The organism is Trichodesmium erythraeum IMS101 (assembly GCF_000014265.1).
GTDB classification, from domain to species: domain Bacteria; phylum Cyanobacteriota; class Cyanobacteriia; order Cyanobacteriales; family Microcoleaceae; genus Trichodesmium; species Trichodesmium erythraeum.
Map to the genome: position 1 here is coordinate 2,538,969 of NC_008312.1, position 21,360 is coordinate 2,560,328.

The window sequence follows — 21,360 nt, forward strand, 5'->3', positions numbered from 1 at the left end:
TTTGATAAACAGACTCAAATTAGATTGGATAGTAATAAATACTACATTAATAAACTAAGTGTTTGGGATTATTATTCTTATGTAATATTTGCAGCTAATAAATTTTTGACATGATTAAACTCAGAAAAATATATGTATAAATAACTTTCAACAAATTCTCAAAAAAAAATGTTAAAATCACCATAATCAGATTTTATTAAAAATCAATTCTAATAATGATGAGAAAACTTTTGTACTTATTAAAACAATATCAAGGGACAGGAGTAGTAGGATTAATTGGTATTACTTTTTCGATTACCGCTATGCTCATAGTTGATAACTGGGAACTAGCAATAGATAAAGAGCAGTTTCAACAACAATCTACTGTTTTGGTAAATGAGTTCCAGAGGCAATTAGATGGTTACAACCAACTAACTAGATCCGTAGGTACCTTCCTAAATATGTCTCAAGAATTGACGAGAGAAGAATTTGAAGAATTGACCAGCCCCCTATTACCTTACTATGATGGTTTTTTAGCATTAGGCTGGAGTCAGAAAGTAAAGAATCAGGAACGATCGCTGTATGAGCAAAAATTACAAGCCCAAGGAATAATAAATTTTAAGATTAGCGAACGTAACCACAAAGGAAATCAAGTACTGGCAGGCGATCGCTCGACCTACTTCCCCACAACCTATATTGAACCCTTAGATAGATGGCAAAACTATATTGGTTGGGATGCTGCTGCAGACAGAAAACGTTTGCTGAGTATAGAAAAAGCAGAACGTACAGGAGTAACTGTAAGTACACCTTTAGTGCAGTTAGAAAATGGCGAACCAGGCTTTGTGCTTTACTATCCGGTCTTTGGTTCTAAGAACTTGAATTCTCAATCCCTTGAATCAGAAAAACTTGACAGCAATAGAGAATTGCAAGGAGTAGTATTTGGTTTTTATGAAGTTATGACTTGGGTTGAAAAAGCCATCAAAAATCTTAACCTTAACGGACTTAATTTCTATCTCTATAGTTTACCAGAAGATCAATTAGATTCTGCTTTAAACAAAACCGCTATTACTGCCACTGACTATTTCCTTGTAGCATACAAAGATGATTCCCAAAGCTTGACAGCATCTCCTCAAGTTGCGAATTTAGCACTCATTGATAGCCCTAAAGAGCAGCGATCACATCTGTGTCGTTATAGCGATGAGTGGCAATTTTGTATTCGTTCAATTCATGTAGGGCAACAGGAATTTTCCTTGCTAATATTACCTGCTTCTAATCGTTCTATAACTGTTTGGTCTTCTGAAATAGTTTTGGTATTAGGATTATTAGTGACAGCCTCTTTAGTAATGTATTTCTTAATTTCCCATCAGGCAACTTTAAAAATTGAAACCAAAAACCGGAAGTTAGAAAAACTAGTGCAAGAAATACAGCAGACTAAACTACAACTGGTACAAACAGAAAAAATGTCAAGTTTAGGTCTGTTGATAGCAGGTGTTGCCCATGAAATCAAGAATCCGATCAGTTTTATTTCGGGAAACATTAAATATGCAAGCCATTATTTTCAAGATTTGTTGAATTTAATTCAGCTCTATCAAGTCGAATATCCCAGTCCTACTCCAAAAATTGAAGCAGCTATTGAAGATATTGGTTTAGATTTTATTGTTCAAGATTTACCTAAGTTATTAAATTCTATGAACGTTGGGAGTACACGTCTGCACGAAATAGTTTTATCCCTGCGTAATTTTTCCCGCTCAGATGAGTCAAAAGTAAAGGAAGTGGATATTCACACGGGTATTGAAAGTACGTTAATGATTTTGGCACATCGCCTCAAGACCCAGCTAGCTCACCCAGAAATTATGGTGACTAAAAACTATGGTAATTTGCCTTTGATTGAATGTTATGCAGGTAAATTAAATCAAGTATTTATGAATATTTTGGCTAATGCTATTGATGCTCTAGAAGATTCAATTCTGGTAGGGGAGTTAAAGGAGCGATCGCCGATAATTTCAATTAAAACAGCTCAACTTAACACCGAGTGGATTACAATCCAAATTGCTGATAACGGTCCGGGTATTGCACCAGATATTAAAACTCAGTTGTTTAATCCCTTTTTTACAACTAAACCAGTTGGCAAAGGAACGGGACTTGGACTGTCAATTAGTTATGACATTATTTGTGATCAGCATCAGGGACATTTACTGTGTTCCTCTGAAGAGGGAAAGGGTACAGAGTTTATCATTAAGTTGCCGATCGCATTATCAACTTAATTCAAGCTAGACGTGATACTAGATTCAGTTGTATTGATTAATATCAAAGGATTACGTACGCAATCTTTTGATAAGATAAACCATTGTTTTAACCATAGAAATCTCCCAGCACTCACATGAAACTACTATAAAAAGGTTAAGTCTTAATTTCCGGAGAAGTCTATTATACAAATACTCAAAAGCTTTGCTATACTTTAACTTTATATTTATAAATGCTATTTCTCAAGGTAATTTTATGGTTTAGTAACCTTTGTCATATTTCTAGTAATTTTTACTACATTATAAGTATAGCATAGCATAACTTTTGAGACAAAGTATTAGACATCAAGGAAAAACCAGAGTTTGTGGGTTCGCCGGCATATGAAGTCTCATTAATGAGCCATAATAAACTAGTTACCTTTAGCCATGTTTAGATGATTCTTGACTCGTATGCCATCTTTTTAAATTTTAGACTAAATTTTACTAAATGATTGATTACATTCGCAACGGAAAAGAAATTTACCGCAAATCTTTTGCAATGATTCGCTCTGAAGTAAACCTAGAGTTCTTGCCTATTGATTTAGCTGATATGGCAGTCAGGCTAATTCACGCTTGTGGGATGACAGATATTCTTGAAGACCTAGTAACTTCACTGGATGCAGTAAAAATAGGTTGCGCTGCATTACAAAAAGGCGCACCCATCCTCTGTGATACTCAAATGGTAGCAAATGGAATTATTCGTCATCGCTTGCCTGCCAATAACAAAGTTATTTGCACCCTCAATTATCCAGAAGTGCCAGAAAGGGCACAACAAATTAACAATACTCGCTCGGCGACTGCTATAGAATTATGGAAACCTCTGATTCATGGTTCCGTTGTAGCTATTGGCAATGCACCAACCGCATTGTTTCACTTACTAGAATTATTAGATGAGGGAATGGCAAAACCTGCCCTAATTTTAGGTTTTCCTGTAGGTTTTGTGGGTGCAGCAGAGTCAAAAGTAGAGCTGGCAACCAATAGTCGGGGTGTTCCATTTATCACGCTGCATGGACGACGGGGAGGCAGTGCCATAGCTGCTGCCGCCGTTAATGCCCTAGCAAAGGAAAGCGAGGTATAACATTTATACCAAGGACTCGGAATGTTTGTTACATCCAGTAGGGATGTTCCATGGAACGAACCTAGGTCATATCATGTCTGCCTAGATACTTAAGGCTTGCTGAAAAAGTATGCATGGGTTCGGGTAGGAGTCATATTTTCCGGTTAAATAGTTACACTTTGGAGGAGGTAAGTAGAAGAAGGATGCTACCGGATATTTTGTCAGAGCCAAGTTGGAGTCAATTTTGAAAGCAAGGGGAAAACGATAACGATAACTGCTCTTTTATAACTTAGAGCTGCTCTTATCAAGATCCACCTTCTCCCTGTTCCCTAAAACGATAACTGCTCTTTTATAACTTAGAGCTGCTCTTATCAAGATCCACCTTCTCCCTGTTCCCTAAATTGACTTTTTGGTATTGCACCCTCCATTTTACTTAACCATTCTATTAAACTTTCTAGCTGTTTATCTGCACTTAAAACACCTAAACCACGCACTATAACTTTACCTTTACTAAAAACAAAACGAGATTGTAAATGACCTGGTAATTTCTCTTTTAATAAATTCCATCCAGGTTCCTCCATTGGTGTTTCTAAAATAACGTGTTGTTTACCTTCTACTTTAATCCGAGAAAAGCCTATTTTTTTAGCAACTTGCTTTAATTCCATCATCCTTAATAACTGTAAACCAGCTTTTGGAATTGCACCGTAGCGATCGCTCCAATCAACTTCTATTTGACTCAATTCTTCTCTAGTATTAGCAGCAGCAACCGAGCGATAGGCACTAATTTTTTGATCTAAATCTAAAATATAATCTGCAGGAATAAATGCAGTCAAACTTAGGTCAATTTTCGTATCATCAACTTGAGGAATTTCCTGACCTTTGATTTCCCGAATTGCCTCTTCTAACATTTCCGTATACAGATCAAATCCAATAGCGTTCACCTGACCAGACTGCTCTGCTCCCAAAATATCCCCTGCTCCCCGAATCTCTAAATCTCGTATTGCCAAATGATATCCTGAACCCAACTGAGTAAATTCCTGAATTGCTCGCAACCGTTTTTGTGCATCATCCGTTAGTGCAATTCCACCGGAGCTCGTGGTAGGATAAAACAACCATGCATGAGCTTGCACCCCTGCCCTACCTACTCTTCCCCGTAGCTGATACAACTGAGACAAGCCAAATTTTTGAGCATCTTCTATTAAAATAGTATTAACTCGGGGAATATCTAAACCAGATTCAATAATTGTAGTACAAACTAAAATATCAGCTTCCCCCGCACTAAAAGTCAGCATAATTGACTCTAACTCTGCTGCATCCATTTTACCGTGACCAATATTAATCCTAGCTCCTGGAATCATTTCTCGCAATTTTCCCGCCAATTCTTCAATACCTTCAATACGTGGCACCACATAAAAGACTTGTCCTCCCCGGTTTAATTCTTGGCGAATTGCTGTACGGGCAGTTTCAAGATCATAAGGTGCAAGGTGAGTTTTAATAGGGCGACGCAAAGGTGGTGGAGTTGTAATCACACTCATTTCCCGAATTCCTGAAAGTGCCATATATAATGTTCTGGGAATTGGCGTTGCCGTCAGTGTCAGCACATCCACTTCGGCTTTGAGCGCCTTAATTTTTTCCTTCTGGTTAACACCAAACCGTTGTTCCTCATCCACTACCAACAAACCTAATTCCCGAAACTGGATCGTCTTACTTAAAATTGAGTGAGTACCGACAATAATATCTAATTCCCCCGTTGCTAACCGATGCTGAATTTCTTTCTTTTCGTTAGGAGTACGGAAGCGGTTGAGCAAACCTATTTCTATAGGGTAGGGAGCAAAACGTTCTTTAAGAGTGTGATAATGTTGTTGGGTTAAAACTGTTGTCGGAGCAAGAAATGCTACTTGTTTTTCGGCGATAACTGCTTTAAAAATTGCTCGGATGGCGACTTCTGTTTTGCCGAAACCAACGTCACCGCAAACGAGACGATCCATTGCTCGTTCACTTTCCATATCCCTTTTCACATCTTGGGTTGCTTTTAACTGATCGGGGGTAGGTTGATAGGGAAATGAATCTTCCATTTCTTCCTGCCACGGGGTGTCGGGAGGGAAACTGTAACCTGTTTGTTGAGCCCGTTGAGCATAAAGCTTCAGCAGGTCAACAGCTAATTTTTTGATTGACTTACGAACTTTATTTTTGGTACTTTCCCAGGTTTTGCCAGTCAGTTTATTGAGTTGGGGTTTTTTATGATCAGTGCTTCTCAACCGCGACAGGGAACTGAGTTGGTCGGCAGCAACTCTAAGCAAACCATCAGCATATTGAATTGTTAGATAGTCGCGAGTTTCATTATTTAGAGTCAGACTTTCTAATTTCACAAATTTGCCAATACCATGTTGGCGGTGAACTACATGATCTCCCGGTTGCAGTTTGTTGGGGTTTACCTGTTTGGAGGTCGCTTGACGGCGTTTACGAATATAGGTAGGAGTAGCGAGGGTATGTTGTCCGTAAAATTCTCTGTCAGTGATAACTGATAACCGAAATGTGGGCAAAATAAATCCTTCTAATTCTGCTAGACCACTATATTTGAGAGCAACAGGGGTATATTGGGTTTGCAGTTTGTCAATGGCAGGGTAGTCGTGGGAGTTGGGAATAAACTGAGCAGGACAGTCGTGTTCCTGAAGTAAAGAGACAGAGCGTGATGGTTGAGCCGAAATTAGGAAAACGGAATGTTTACGTTCTCTTTGTTGGCGCAGGTTTTCTGCTAGTTTGGCGTATTGGTGTGGTATGACTGGTAAAGGGCGACTAGCTAGGTTAATGGTATAGGGAACTGAGGTGGTAATATCACTCTTGGTTTCTTTGGTGAGTTCCGATAAATATAGTCTTGGAAAAAGTTCGGCTTCTGCCAGGGAGTCTGCAAATGTACGATGAATTTTTGGTAATGCTTGAGATCTTTTGAGTTGTTGCCAGTTTTCTTCTACCAGTTCAAACCACCGATCGCCATGGGCAGCACATTGATCTGGTTCGTCTATGGCAATCAGAGTATTTTCTGGTAGATAGTCTAATAGGGAAACAAATGTTGAGTCAGTTATTGACTCTAGATTTCCTAACGCCCACTGACTAAAATCTCTAGGGGTTAATACTATTTGGGCAATTTTGTCAAGAGAACGTTGGGTAGAAGGGTCAAATTCCCGAATTTGTCTGAGTTCGTCCCCAAACCATTCTAGGCGTACCGGTAATTCTGAGGCCACGGGAAATACATCTATAATATCTCCTCGCCGACTCCACTGACCCTCAGTTTCGACTAATGGTACTAGTTCGTATCCCATCTGGACAAGTTTTTCCTCTAAAGATGGACGCTCTAAACTATCAGACTCAGAATGATTTATCTCTATATCTGTGTTTGATATCTTAGTTGAGCCTAAGGTTTTTGAGCTACTAGCAATGCTGGCCATAAGGGTCAGGCAGTAGGGTTGAAATTTTTTAACTGTAGGTAGGTGAGGTTGGAGCGATCGCTCTGTTGCTACTACGGCCATTTTTGCTTTATTGCTACTGTTGCCGTTGCTGGTTACATTTTCTGGGACATTCTCACTTATTAAGTCTGCTAAAACCTGCATTTGTCCCCAAATCATTTCTTCTGAGTTGGAAGGTTCATAAGGGAATGCTTCTGAAGTAGGGTAAAAGTGAACTTTAGGCCATCCTATTGCTTCTAACTGTACCGCCCATCGGCCCGCCTCTTCTAAAGTTGCAGTAACTATCAGCAAATTTTGCTCTTGTTGTTGTGCGAGGGTGGATGTGAGTAAACCTTTAGGTAAACGGGAAGCGCCGTTGAGTCCTAAGCATTGGTATTGTTGGAGTTTGTTTAGGAGTTCGGTTGTGAGAGGCGATCGCCCCAGTAGCCTAATAATAGATGATAGTGTCATTTCAGTTATCAGTTATCAGTTTGGAATGCCAGGCAAACAGAGGAACTTCGCTCCAGTTTCAGCAGGAAGCTTGAGACCTTATTGTTTTGGTCATCAGATTTTTAGTAATTTTGATTAGTATGTTATATTATCCCAGATTTATAACTTAGTTGTCATTTTATGGGTAATTATTTCCAATTCATTAAACCGAAAAAAATCAAATTTTTTTTATTATTAACATTTACATGGATAATTATACCTCTACTATTGGTAGAAATTTTGATGATTTTTTTTGAACCATACCTATTTAAAGGGCTGTATCAATATGACCCAGATCTAGGCTTTCGAGTGCGGCCTTATATGAATGGCAATAATCAATTTGGCTTCAACGACCGAGATTATCCTTTAGAAAAAAACCAAAATAAATTTCGTCTGCTAGTTGTTAGTGACTCCTTTAATTGGGCAGGTGGAAAAGAAGGAAATTATACGGCTTTATTGGAGAAAAAATTTGATAGTTATTTTGGTAAAAGTCAGGTAGAGGTAATTAATGTTGGCTATCCAGGAACTCATACTGGTGAGCAACTAGCTATGTTGAAAAAGTTTGGATTACAATATAATCCAAACTTAGTAGTATTAGGCTTTTTTGTCGGTAATGATTTTCAGGATGCTAACCCAAAAAGGAAACGCATTATTGTCAATGATATATATATAGATATAGATAAGAAAGACGAGTTAATTATTTTTGGTTATCCAATTATTGGTAAGTCTAGATTACTAATGTTTTTACAGCAAAAATATCAAGTTTACCAAAAATTACAAAAGGGTAAACAGGATTCTGTAAAGTTACTAAGTAGTTCTCTAGCTCCTAGTTTAAATTTAGGATCAAATCTAATAATTGACAGGGAAAAATCTCCGGGAATTTTATCTAATAAAGCTTTTCTAAGAGTAGAAAAAAGCCGGCTTAAGTTTTGTAATATTAAAGATTTAATTGATGGTAAATGGGATGAGAATATCAACTATATTTTTCACAGTATTTTAGAGATGCAAAAATTACTAAAATCTCGGAATATTGAATTTATAGTCGCTATTTATCCTGACGAATATCAAGTTAATGAGAAGTTATTAAATGAAATATTTGCAGAGTATGATAATTTACAACGAGAGTTTTATAATTTGACTTGTCAGCAAGAAATTTTGAGCAAATTTTTAGAAGTTAATGGCATCCCTTATATAGATATGTTGGATAGATTTAAAATCGAACAAAATACCCGTCATTTATACTTGCTTAGGGAACCCCATTGGAATAGTGCTGGAAATTTATTAGCTGCAAATATTTTATTCAATCATTTAGTTAAAGATATAAATAAATTTTTTTTTGAAAAACCTCTCTCCCTATAGATCCAGAGGTCGAATTAAACCAGGCTAATTTTTTCCATTCAATTTTTTGGTTTTGACGATTCATTTGGCTTAACTCTAAAAGTTCTTTCCGTGATAAATTAAGCAACTGAATTAATACTTTAGCAGACTCATTAGCAAACAAGTAAAATCTAAGTTTATATAAAATTTAATAACTTTTAGTCTACTTCGCCCCCATCCATTTTTTAATAAGCTTTTCAGTACAATCTTTTCTTATTATTCTCCTCCTTATTCTCCGAAATATTCACCTTATTTCAGATGATCTGGCGATCAATTAAAATTAATTTTATCCTCTAATAAAATGTTAATTACTACTTGATTTATAAACGATTTCTCCAAATTGAAACCTGTCCTAGCGCCCGATTTCTTAAATAGTTTTCTGGTGATAAATCAACCAATTCTAATATAGCTGATTCTTGGGTTTTTCCTTTGTCTAAAATTCTCAGCCAAAGAGTTTCTGGAAGTATTGGTAATTGATTAATTACAATTAGATTTGTTTTCCATCCTACTGGAGAAATATAAACTCCTGTAATCTGATTGACTGGGTTAAGCTGAAAACCAAAACTATTAATTAATTTCTCAGAAGTAGCAGTAGCTATAATCAATAAAGAAGGTAAATCAATTTCATTAATCAATTCTTGGTTCTCTGTGGCTTCTCGCTGCAATTCACTCTGAATATAAAATAACTTCAGCAAACAATTACGAACTTCATTCAAGGTAAGTTTATGCCGAAATGTTTCAATTAAACAATCACTCAATAATATTTTACTTAAAATTCCTAAATTAAGACTAGAAATAGGAGGTTTTGAGGCAGGAGAAAAATAAATATCTGCTTGTCTCCCCTCCCCAGCTAACTCTCGACTAATTTCGACTTGACCAAAAGGTGAAAGCAATTCTTTGAGGTATTGTTTTGCAAATTTATCCTGGAGTTGTATTGTCATTATATTTTCAGTTTCTGTTTAGTAATTCTACAGTTTTACGGAAGTTAAGTAGTCGTGCATTCATCCATTTATGCATCAATATTCAATCGGATAAAAACTTTGACTCACTCAGTAATTTAAGGAAATTATTTAACATTTCAGCTATATTTAATTAGTATAGCTTAAGTGAATAACATGGACATTATAATTATTAATAAATAGTCAAGTTTTTTTGAGTAAAAACTCTCTCCTTATATGTTGAGAGCTCAAATAAACTAAGACTAAATTTTACCTTTTAGTTTTTCTGTTTTGACTATTCATTTTTGATTACTCTAAGAGTTTATTCTGTGACGCTACATTAGTTTCAGGAAATTATTCTACATTTCAGCTATATTGAATCAGTATAGCCTAAGTTAATAAAATTGTTATGAAAATTATCAATAAATAGTCAAAATTTTTTGAGTAAAAACTATCTCCCTACAAAGCGGGCATTTTCATTCTCGGCGAGCGAAAAAAAAATCAAGGGCTCTTTTGTTATTTCTATTAAAAAATAGTGCTTAGTTTTTCTGTCAAGATATTATGGTTAAAAGTATACTTTAAAATTTAAAAAAAATTAATCATTTTTACCTAGAGATAAAAATATCAAAATCAAGTATTATTAACCATAATTTTCTTAAGTATTTTCACAGTAAATAGTAGTTATAAACAGATTAATTGTTTAGTAAAATTCATCCTTGGTAAACTGATAAATATCTTAAATATATCCTCAAAAAAAGGCACCTTAATATAGTACTCTTAGGAACGATAATCTATTGTTTTCAAAGTAGGTGCATAAGTTTTGGAACTCAAAAATAGAGAAAGTTATTCTCAAACAACTATCAAAATCAATATCAATTAAATTAATATTTAGCAATATTAGGGATAAAACACAATTATTGTTATCAAAATTGAATACTAACTTTATAGAAAAATAACGTTATGAACCCTATGGTTTGAGTTTACCTACTCTAGTTTGACGTGAAGTATATAATAAAAGGTTTAGTCTCACATATAAGTATAACTAATTTTATATACCTGGTTAACTATATCCTAATACGGTTCAGATAAGACCAAAACTATTATGATATGAAACCATAATTAGAAGGTCACTACTATTACAGAATTGCAAAAAAAACCTTGGCTGAAATTTATTAAATTATATCCAATTCTAATATATGAGTAAAGCTCATCAGCTAACCTTAGGAGTTAGTTAAATATGTTCAAAAAGATGTTTGCGTAGCATGACCAAGGAAAATCTGAATAGTTACTATTACTTATTTAATTACCTAATAAAACACTAATATTTTCACCATTTTTGTTGACTATATAAATACCAGGAATTTGATAAAATTTAGTTGTATTTGTATCTAATGCCCAAGCCTTTATATAAATATTTCCTTGGGGAAACCTATGAGTAGATAATACTTTTTGCCATCCTGATTTAAAATATTTTTGACTCTTAAATTCTTTGACAAGGTTAGGTCTTGACATTGTCATATCTGCCACAGCAGAAACAATAGGTTCACCTTGCCAATTATCATAACTAAGCACTATTGCATCTACAGGTAAATTTGTATCAGTAAATATTGCCCAACCAGTTGCTAATAAATTATTAGCCCCAATAAATTCTAGCTTTTCAAAAGTACCTTCTACTTGTCTACTATTATTCGTGTCTATTAACTCTGGAATTTGATTAGTCTTGATTAAGCCAGGATCTAAAAAGCCTAATTCTGTTAAGTAATGCGCCCGTTGTTTTATATATTCAAAATAGTAAGAATCAATTAGATTTTGACAGTTGTCATGAGTAAAATCAATTAGTAGTAAACAGCCTTTATATTTCAAAAAATCTTGTTTCCATAACTTCATCTTTTCTACACTATAGGTGAAATTATGTACTTGTATAACAGTTATTATACCAATAAACCAGCAAATAACTTTCGAGAATAAACTTCTATTAATTAAAAAAGAATATTTTTTAATAGCATCTTCTCCCACAATTATCATTAAATGAATTATAGAGATAATAATGTATGTTGAAAATGTTGTATATCTTGATGAAAGAGCTTGATCTATACCAAGTGTTACTCGACCAAATGATGTAACTAAAGCACTAATAACTGTATATGAACCAAGCATAATCCAGCTAATAGTTTTATCTCGTAATTCATAGTCTTTAATATGCCATATTACATAAGAAAATAAACCAATAAATAGAATAATAATTACTGCGCCAAGAATAATTGAATTATTTAGAGGTTGTATACTACTACCAATTCCTAGAGAACTACCTAAAAATGCTAGAAAATATTGGAAAGTTTGATCTGGATATTGAAGTGATTCTAATGGACTAGGGTGAGATAATGGTTTTTGATAATCATGAAAGTAAAAGGTTATATTAGCTATAAATCCAATTATCCAAAACAGATATAAAATTATATTTTTCCTGATCTCTGACCAAGATTTTAGTTTGACTAAAGCTAGTATTGGTAAAACTATTACCCAAGCTAATAAACCATTAGCATAAGAAAAAGTGCTGATGGTTGATAAGGCCATACAAATTAAAATTTTGGCTATATTATTTAGTGGAGAATAAGCAATTAATATACAGGTAGTAATGCAGACTATAGGAGTAAAAACGACTATTTGAATACCCCACAACCAATTTTCATATTGAACAGCAGAAAAGATGAATATATTAGATATTAATGCTATGGTTATACTTTTAATATGCGAACCAGATATTGTTAGTCTATTTAACAGATAAATATTTACAGAAACTATACAGGCTAGTAAAAATGTAACTAACATTTCATATCTAATATTCCATTTAGTGATCAATGCTAAGGTCAGAAAAATTAGCCGGGGAAAAAATTTTCTACTTTCATTATGTTGTGCTATTAAATCATTAAAAGATAGGGTTCCTTGATTGAATTTTTCAAAAATAGCAGAGATTTGCCATTGGTCTTGAATTGGTACATTAATACTATATTTAAGGATAAGAATTCCTAAAACTATAGCTGGAATTATTGCTAGACATAAACTGATGCCTAAAATTAATCTATAACTTAATTTATAATTATTTTTTTGCATATTTTTGTGGAGATTATATTTCAATACGCTTCAGTTAATATTTTTTTGGCAATTCTGTAACCTGAAAAGCTCATGATAAATTAGATACACAAACAATTCTGTCTACCTATTTAAAAAGCTAATAGCTAACAGCTAACAGTTATATGTTATATTAATCTCTTACTGATTAGTAATCTAGATTCACTTTGCTTAAATCAAGCAAAAATATTCATCTCGCAAAACTAAAACTTAATGATGAAAAAGATTTTTTCTCTCCTCCGTCAAACAGTAATTATCTCTTTAATAACATTTGGATTCACAGAAGTTGTATTCAGAATTTACCACAAAATTAATCCTTCATTTATGTTTTATGACCCCTCATCTTATAATCGCTGGCGAGGAAAACCCTTGTCTACAGATTATGATTTTCAGTTAAATTCTAGGGGATTTAAAGATGTAGAATTTACCAAAGAAAAAGCAGAAGGTACATATAGAATTATTGGTATAGGTGATTCTTTTGCCTATGGAGGTATTCCCTACAAACATAATTTTTTAACTCTATTGGAGTCTAAACTAAATCAGGATAGTCAGCAATCTATAGAATTAATTAATATGGGAATAATTGCTATTGGACCGAAAGATTATTTATCCCTATTTGTCAATGAAGGATTAGAGTTAAATCCTGATATGCTTTTGTTATCTTTTTATATTGGTAATGACTTTTCTGATAACTATAAATCAAAACAAGATAGGAAATTACTTACAGTTCAAAGTTCTTATGTTTTATCTTTCTTTGATTTTATGATTAAGGTGAATAGTAAGTTTGAAGGGAACCTCTATCATCATGGTATTGAATATCGAGAAGACTTACCTACTGTACCAGATGACTTTCATTTACAAGAGGCTAAAAATAGAAGTTATATTTTTATCAAAAATCTTGAAAAAACAGATTTTCTAGAACATTTTAATGATGCTTTTAGCGACTTATTAAAAATCAAGGAAATCTGCGATCGCCAAAATATTAATTTAGTCGTAGTCTTAATGCCTGATGAAGTACAAGTCATTAAACCACTCAGAGAAAAAGTAATTACTAATTACAATTTTTCTCCAGAACAATTTGATTTCCGACAACCTAATAAATTACTATCTCAAGAACTGAATAAATACAATATATCTCATCTCGATCTTGTCGAAGAATTTGTTAATACTGGTTCCGAAACTGTTCTCTACAAACCCAATGATATTCATTGGAATATTGCTGGTAATAAATTAGCTGCAGAAGTAATATATAAGTATCTCTCTGGGAAAAAATTTCCCTAGTTTTCAGTAGATTATTTTATTCATTTTTACTATCTCCTAATTGATTTTCATTGGCAGTAAGTGTAGTAAAAATTGAATTGGCTATAAAATCTGACAAAATATTTTCTCCAGCTTCAGTATAATGGCAACAACTATCTATATAAACGATTTCTTTGGCATTATCTAAAATTTTCACACCATTGAAAAAATTCACACCATTTTGTTTTAAATTGTCTGTTTTACTTAAAAGTACAGGATATCCTAATTCTGTTGCTTCTCTAAAAGGACTATCAGAGTCAAAAGCAATTTTCTTTTCTGTTTCAGAAAAAACTCGGTTAGTAAAATAATATTGATTAGGTTGTAAAACATGAAAATATAAAATATTATTACTTGCAGCTATTTGCTCCATCATTATTGATGTTTTTTGCCAGTGTTCTGCCATTGTATCATATAACTCTGATTCTTTTAATTCAGGAGACTGTGCATAAAAATAAACTATACTAGCTTCTGTTTCTCCAGCAGCTTGTGACGCTGCTTTTTTTCTTTCTTTATCAAATATTTTGACATTTTTACGATACTTTTTTGCTAAATTTTGCACATAAATTGATGTTAGGGCATAACAATAAGCTACTTGACATTTATCTAAAGTTTCTAAGGTACCCTTTAACTTATTCTTACTATCGTTAATTTTTAACATAGCTTGAATAGATTTTGTGGAGAGACTATTATTTGCTATATTCGTTAATGGTACAACATGGTTAGTACTTGGCATCATAATATTAACAGCATTTTCGTTGTTTGACTTAGCTATAGTTACCTCGTTAAAACCATCTATATTTATGATCATATCAAATTTCTGACCTATGGAAAGAAAGTAGTTTAATAGTATTAATTGTTGTGGTTGTTTATAGCCTCCTATTGCTAAAGATAAGATAATAAATTCCTTGTCCCGAAATTCTGGAAGTTGCTTTAATTTCTTTTCTAAGATTTGATTCTTAATTTCATATATTGAATAGTTTGAGGCAACTGAACCACCAAAAATTCCGATTATATATTGATTATTATTCTTCTTTTTATAAGGGTAATCATAAGGAGAAATAAAACCAGCATCATTATATTTAAAATCTTCTCTAAAATCTGGTCCAGGTTTTTGTACATACCCAAAGTAAGGATGAATTCTTTCTATTACAGAACTTTCTAACCTAATTCCTGCTAAGTTTATTCCCATGGGATTTGTATTGACATTAGCATTTTTATTTTCATTTTCATTTTCTAGTTTTTCTTCTTGATTGTTTTCTGTTACTTTTTCTCTAGTATAGAAAAATTGCTTATATTTGAAAAAATACCAACCTAAAGAACCTAACTCTAAAAATACAAATAAGAAAATTATATTCATCAAAACAATTTTCCATAGTTCTGAGGTATTTTTCAAAAAACTCAATTTTTTCATGGCAATTTTATAGCAAATAATTTATATATTTTTTCAGTTTTACTCCAGCATAAATACTGGATATTTTGGATTTATATTATTTTGATAATAAGAGTCATACGACGAGGTATTTTTATGATTATATACAACATATTCCTAATTAATAAATTATATATTTAGCCAGTAGTAAATAGGGAAAATGGTTTAGAGGATCTGGAACAGAGAAAAAATATTTACTCCGTCAGTTGTACCACATTAATTATCAAATATACTGTAATAGCCTTTAACCTAATTATTTAAAAGATATCTGATAATTTAATTAAATAATACTTATTTTATAAAAAATCACTAAATTCATGGTATCTAAAACAGTGAACTAGGAAACAAAAAACACATAAAAAAGGTTAATTTTTGAAAAATTGTGAGATAAAAATTTGGCTCTGTAATATTTTTAATTTCACATTTTTTAAAAGCAAAAATGCAAAGCAATTGCTTTTTTGATGTCAGGAAAATACGCGGCTATTGCTAATTTTTTCTCAAACACAGAATATGTCATGAAAAAGATTGATTAAATATAAAACTTTACTGTATCAAAGTTTAACGTTATTTTTAACTTATGTTTTGTCTACCCATATAACAATTTTATTTCCTGCTTTAGGGACAATTAATTAATAGCTAATATCTAATATGTGAGAACTAAATGTACAACATTATCAATCATTTAGAATCGCTATACTTTTCCAATTTATACTGATCACATAAATAATTTGACATGACTTCTCCTACAAATTTATGACCTTCTATATTCCAATGACCTCCACAGGGTTCCCCATTATCAAACCCATATAAACACTTGCCTGTTTTTTTTGCTTTATCTCCTAATTGTCCCGCTAAAATATATACTGGAATATTCTCTTGTTTACCAAACGCTTCTATCCTTCTATCTGGATAATATAAATCTGATAAATTATGAGCATTTTTAAATTTTTCACGATACTCTAAATCAGGATGTACTTGATGAGAATCACTAATTGCTATAATCATAAAATCTGCTCTATTTTTATAGACTTCATCTCTCATTAATGTAATCAAACCTTCCGTTACTTGCCAACCTTTATCCCAGTCGGAATTTGATTCAGGTTCTCGATAAAAAGAGATAATAGTTTGACCATTATAATTTAAAAATTGACTTTGTTTATAATCCATATCAACTTTTCTGATTAGCTGTAAAATTCGGGAATTTCTCACCAACCAAATTGGCAATATATCAACCATTGAAAAAACATAACGCCCTCTTTCCCAAGGTTTCATTGTACGGAATGACATATCTGATTCTAACTGACCATTTTTATAAACAAAATAAGGTCTTAAGTGGTCGTGATCTAGAGGTCGATAATTATTCCGAATATCATTACCAGCATAAAAAGCTAATATAACTAAATCTGGTGAATAATCCCAAACATGATGTCTCAATGTCATTAATTCTTGAGCTGTTCCATAACCCTGTACTCCAAAATTCATTACTTCAACTTTCTGGTCTTTTAAGTCAGGACATTGTTGTAAATTTTGCTCTATTATTGCACCATAAGTATCTTCTAATTTTACATGAACTGCTTCTGTAAAAGAATCTCCTAATAAGGCAATTCTTAAGCCATTTTCTGGTTTATTTTTACTACGTTCATAATCACGAAATCCCCCACTATTCATTTTCAACTCTGAAGGTATACCTTCTCCTGTCCAAAATGCTGTAGCGTTAGAATTTCCTGCCCAACCACGATTTGGATCTTTACTAGTATATAGAGACTTACTTTCTGATTTTTCATCTGTTCTTGGTGGTGGGAGATGTTCAATTCCTGCTATTCTTAATCCTATTTCTCCCACAATCACAACAAATGTAAATGTAGCTATTATTATCCCTAGATTTACTACAAAATTTTGTAGCTTGTTTATTTTTTCTGCTAAGTTTTCCATCTATATTTTCGATTCAACCTGAGAAAGTACTGAGATTATTTTTATATTAATTTTTCACGAAATTGGGGAGAGAATTAAAAAGGTAATTGGTTGGAATTATACCTGCCAGTTTACTAATATAAATGCCTCGCCAGCTCCTGAATATTTTCCATAGGCAATTTATTTATTTAGGATTAAGTTTTTTCGGGTTTTCATTAGCTCTATTCAAGTAATTTTATATCTATATTTTCGATTAAACTATAGATAAAATTACCAAGATAATTAACTACAATTGTTTCTCCCAATTGAGTGAGATAAATTCCCAGTCAATTTCCTAATATTTTGCCTCATTAACTTTATAATTTTGGTTAACACATTCTCACTTTTCTCAAAGACAATCACAGAAATAATTTAACTTATGATTACAGTTATAATTATCCTTAAATATATCAATACTAATTCCTATTATTAAGGTAATGAATTAACAGCGAATAACTAATAAGTGAATGCTTAGGATGTTATTACTCTAATTTACTTCTTTCTTTTCCATAATAGTTTTGATAGAATTAGCAACATACCTTTCTAATATTGTCTGGCCAACCATATTATAATGGCAGCAAGCATCTCGATAAACTATTTCTTTTTCCTCATCAAAAATATTCACAGTATTAAATATATTAACTTTTGCCTCTTGTAAGCTATTAATTTTAGAAAGTAATACTGGATAACCTTTTCTAACTCCTACAGCATAAGAATGATCTTCGATAATAAAAATTTTTTCTTCTGGACTGTAGACTTTTTCTGTAGGATAATATTGATTGGGCTGAATAAAGTGAAGGTACAATATATTTCTATCAGCTAGAATTTGACTCATTGTTAGTGATGACTCATACCAATTTTCAGCAACTTTCTCAAAAGCAACTTTTTCCTCTAATACTGCTGGCATTTTCTTCAAATATACTAGACTATTACTCCCATCAATTTTGCTAGAATTCTTGGCAATTTTTTTATCATATTTGATAATTTCTGTTTTATACCTGTCGAATAATCCTTTAACCTGCAAGCTTCTCCAACCATAACACAATGCTAATTTACAACTTTCCAATTTATTAATACCAGTTGATAAATTATTTTTCAGTTCGCTAATTTGAACTATCGCTGCCATTACGGATAAATCATCGCTAGCTAACTGCGTTAAAGGTAAAATATGTTGTATGCTTGGCAAAGATAAATCTATTCTTTTCTGATTATTTTGGTGAGATAGTGCTACTTCATTGAAACCATCTATATTAATAACTAAATCAAATTCTTGCCCAATAGAAATAAAATAGTTAAGCATTAACAACTGTTGCGGTTGTTTATAACCCCCACTAGCAAAACATAAAATGATAATTTCTTTTTCTTTTAATTGGGGAATTTGTTTTAAATTTTGAATAAATCCTTGATCACCTATGGATCCATTGGAAATTGAATTTACAGCAAAATCATTAGCAACTGAACCCCCAAATACACCGATAATAAACTGATTTTTATTGCTTTTAACAAAAGGATAATCATACATAGATACAAGGCCATAATTATTAACCCTTATTCCTAATTCTTCGTTGGCAAAACTTCCTTGTTTTAGTACATAGCCAAAAAAAGGATGTAACCGTTCTAATATTGATTCATTATTTATATTTTCACCTAGTCTAGTTCCAGTTTTTTTCAACTCTTCTCTAACTTGAGAAATCGTATTTTTTCTCGTATAAAATAGTTGTTTTTCCTGATAATAATAAAATCCTAATGAAACAGCCTCTAAACCAATAAATGCTAAAATTAAGTTAATGCTAGCTAAACTCAATCCTGTTTTTATTACCTGAATTAATTTCAAATTTTTCATCGCATTGCCGAATTTTTATTTTCCTATTTTTTAATCGCCAATAAACAATAGTTAAAACTCCAGTAAACTTATTTACAACAGTTTTCAGGTTGGGAAAATTAAAGAATATAATAACTTTGTAGGAAAGTTATATACCACTTCCCTGGGTTGTGGTTTACTAACATTTAAAAATCTTCTATACGAAGAGAAAAAATAACTATTTCAAGACCCAACTTTCCTAGGCCTCAAGCACCTATAACAAACCCCATAAATAAATAAAGATTTTCCCTTATACCTCCTTTATTATTTTTTGAGTAGAGCAGTATATCTTTGGCATAAATAATTTCCCATTATTTCTCCTACAAATTTATGACCTGCTACATTCCAATGACCTCCACAGGGAATTGCATTATCAAACCCATGTAAACATTTACCTGTTTTTTTAGCTTCATCCCAAATGGGTCCCGCTAAAGTATAAACTGGTATATTTTCCTTTTTCCCAAAATTTTTTAGTCTGATATCTGGATAAAATAAATTTGATACATTCAAAGATTTTCTAAATCCATCACGCCTTTCAATATCTGGTAAAACTTGATGAGAATCACTCGCTGTTATCAACATAAAATCTGCTCCTTTTTCAGAGACTTCATCTCTCATTAATTTAATCAAACTTTCAGTCACTTTCCAGGTTTTTTCCCAATCAGAATTTGGTTGTGGCTTTTTATAAAAAGCTAGATTAATTTCACTATAGTCTTTTTGATACTGACGGTATTTACCATCAAGTTCTACTTTTCTAATTAGTTGTAAAATTCGAGAATTTTGCACTAACCAAAATGGTAAAAAATCTACTAGGGAAAAAGCATAACGATCTCTCTGCCAAAATTTTAAATCGCGGAATGACATATCTGTCACAAGTTGACCGTCTTGATAGATAAAATAGGGTCTTAAATGGTCATGTTCTAAAGTACGAGAATTATTACGAAGGTCGTTAGCAGCAAAAAAAACTAATATAACTAAATCTGGTGAATAATCCCAAACATGATGTCTTAATGTCATTAATTCTTGAGCTGTTCCATAACCCTGTACTCCAAAATTCATTACTTCAACTTTCTGGTCTTTTACGACAGGACATTGTTGTAAATTTTGTTCTATTATTGCACCATAAGTATCTTCTAATTTTACATGAATTGCTTCTGTAAAAGAATCTCCTAATAAAGCAATTCTTAAACCATTTTCTGGTTTGTTTTTACTACGTTCATAATCTCGAAACCCTCCACTATTCATTTTAATTTCCGAAGGTATACCTTCTCCGGTCCAAAATGATTTGCCGTTAGCATTTCCTGCCCAACCTCGGTAATAGTCTTTGAAAGTGTAGGGAGAATTCTCATCTAATTCCCCGTCTATTCTTGGTGGTGGGGAATTCTCAATTCCTGCTGTTCTTAGGCCTATTTCACCTACTGCAACAGTAAATATTAATGTAGTGAGTGTGAGTCCTAAATTAATGACTAAATTCTTCAATTTTTTCATTATATATAAGGTTAGTTGAGCAAGAGATTATTTTTAATCTTGAGAAGAAATTTAGTTAAAACTAAATTATATATAGTACCTGAAAATATAAAATAAACAATTAGGGTAAATTTATAATTTCTAGAGAAATACAGCAAATTCCACCTTGGTGAGATACACTCACCCGGGCAAAATGCCCGCAATGGGAAAATTTAATTGTTAATATTTGTACTTCATATACTGAGAATCTGCTGTAAGCACCATTGTCAAGTTGTTTACCTATACTAATTTGACGTGAGGCTTGCAATATAAGGGATTCAGTCTTAAATAAATGTGTAATTAATTTTGTTTACCTGCTTAAAGCGAGAAATGAGGGTGTCTGGTCTTTTAAGGCTGGACATTGCCGTAAATTTTTTTCTATTGTTCCAGCATGAGTATCTTCTCATTTTATATGGACTGCTTCTGTAATTGGAAAGTACAAAGTTATCCTATTATTTTTTTAAAGACCTTATATTTAACTTTATCTGTCAATAGGTAATTCCTCGAAATCATTAAAGTTTTAAGTGATCGCCCTCACGGAATTATAAGTTAGTTGAAAGCTATATAGATACAAGAAGTTTCTGAATAAATTGAAAAATACTTCAACTAGTAAAGAAAATT

11 protein-coding genes are annotated in these 21,360 nt (G+C 32.5%); 4 read left to right on the forward strand and 7 right to left on the reverse strand.

The genetic code is table 11. The features are described 5' to 3' along the window. The first annotated feature begins 215 nt into the window (after positions 1-215). Both TERY_RS36520 and TERY_RS07780 read left to right on the forward strand, forming a co-directional pair. Complete coding sequence (locus TERY_RS36520) at positions 216-2,243, forward strand: CHASE domain-containing protein (RefSeq protein WP_011611315.1); 2,028 nt, start codon at positions 216-218, stop codon at positions 2,241-2,243. 466 nt (positions 2,244-2,709) lie between these two features. After that, entirely contained in the window at positions 2,710-3,339 is a 630-nt protein-coding gene (locus TERY_RS07780; protein ID WP_011611316.1) for a precorrin-8X methylmutase, read from the forward strand. Between the two features lie 350 nt (positions 3,340-3,689). On the opposite strand, the gene mfd is transcribed toward TERY_RS07780, so the two are convergent. After that, positions 3,690-7,232, reverse strand: a complete 3,543-nt coding sequence (gene mfd / locus TERY_RS07785; RefSeq protein ID WP_011611317.1) for a transcription-repair coupling factor — start codon at positions 7,230-7,232, stop codon at positions 3,690-3,692. Positions 7,233-7,493: 261 nt separating this feature from the next. Here mfd and TERY_RS07790 point away from each other — a divergent pair, with 261 nt between their 5' ends. Further along, positions 7,494-8,609 (forward strand): hypothetical protein, encoded by a 1,116-nt coding sequence (locus TERY_RS07790; protein WP_370496829.1) that lies wholly within the window; start codon positions 7,494-7,496, stop codon positions 8,607-8,609. Between the two features lie 338 nt (positions 8,610-8,947). Here TERY_RS07790 and TERY_RS07795 read toward each other — a convergent pair whose 3' ends face one another. Both TERY_RS07795 and TERY_RS07800 read right to left on the reverse strand, forming a co-directional pair. Further along, positions 8,948-9,568: a hypothetical protein gene (locus tag TERY_RS07795; protein WP_011611319.1), complete on the reverse strand. Its 621-nt coding sequence runs from the start codon at positions 9,566-9,568 to the stop codon at positions 8,948-8,950. Between the two features lie 1,296 nt (positions 9,569-10,864). Beyond that, positions 10,865-12,676, reverse strand: a complete 1,812-nt coding sequence (locus TERY_RS07800) for a hypothetical protein (protein WP_011611320.1) — start codon at positions 12,674-12,676, stop codon at positions 10,865-10,867. 231 nt (positions 12,677-12,907) lie between these two features. On the opposite strand from TERY_RS07800, the gene TERY_RS07805 reads away from it, so the two are divergent. Further along, on the forward strand, positions 12,908-13,975 hold the full coding sequence (locus tag TERY_RS07805) for a hypothetical protein (protein WP_011611321.1): 1,068 nt from the start codon (positions 12,908-12,910) through the stop codon (positions 13,973-13,975). 16 nt (positions 13,976-13,991) lie between these two features. Here the strand turns inward: TERY_RS07805 and TERY_RS07810 are convergent, their stop codons facing one another. The 4 genes from TERY_RS07810 to TERY_RS07825 all read right to left on the reverse strand — a co-directional run bounded on the left by TERY_RS07810 (position 13,992) and on the right by TERY_RS07825 (position 20,721). Beyond that, a complete protein-coding gene (locus TERY_RS07810) occupies positions 13,992-15,350 on the reverse strand; it encodes a hypothetical protein (protein ID WP_370497177.1) in 1,359 nt (452 codons plus the stop codon). Between the two features lie 750 nt (positions 15,351-16,100). Next, on the reverse strand, positions 16,101-17,354 hold the full coding sequence (locus TERY_RS07815) for an SGNH/GDSL hydrolase family protein (RefSeq protein WP_011611323.1): 1,254 nt from the start codon (positions 17,352-17,354) through the stop codon (positions 16,101-16,103). A gap of 505 nt (positions 17,355-17,859) precedes the next feature. After that, positions 17,860-19,215: a hypothetical protein gene (locus tag TERY_RS07820; RefSeq protein ID WP_011611324.1), complete on the reverse strand. Its 1,356-nt coding sequence runs from the start codon at positions 19,213-19,215 to the stop codon at positions 17,860-17,862. 282 nt (positions 19,216-19,497) lie between these two features. Continuing rightward, complete coding sequence (locus tag TERY_RS07825; RefSeq protein WP_011611325.1) at positions 19,498-20,721, reverse strand: SGNH/GDSL hydrolase family protein; 1,224 nt, start codon at positions 20,719-20,721, stop codon at positions 19,498-19,500. Positions 20,722-21,360: the final 639 nt, after the last annotated feature.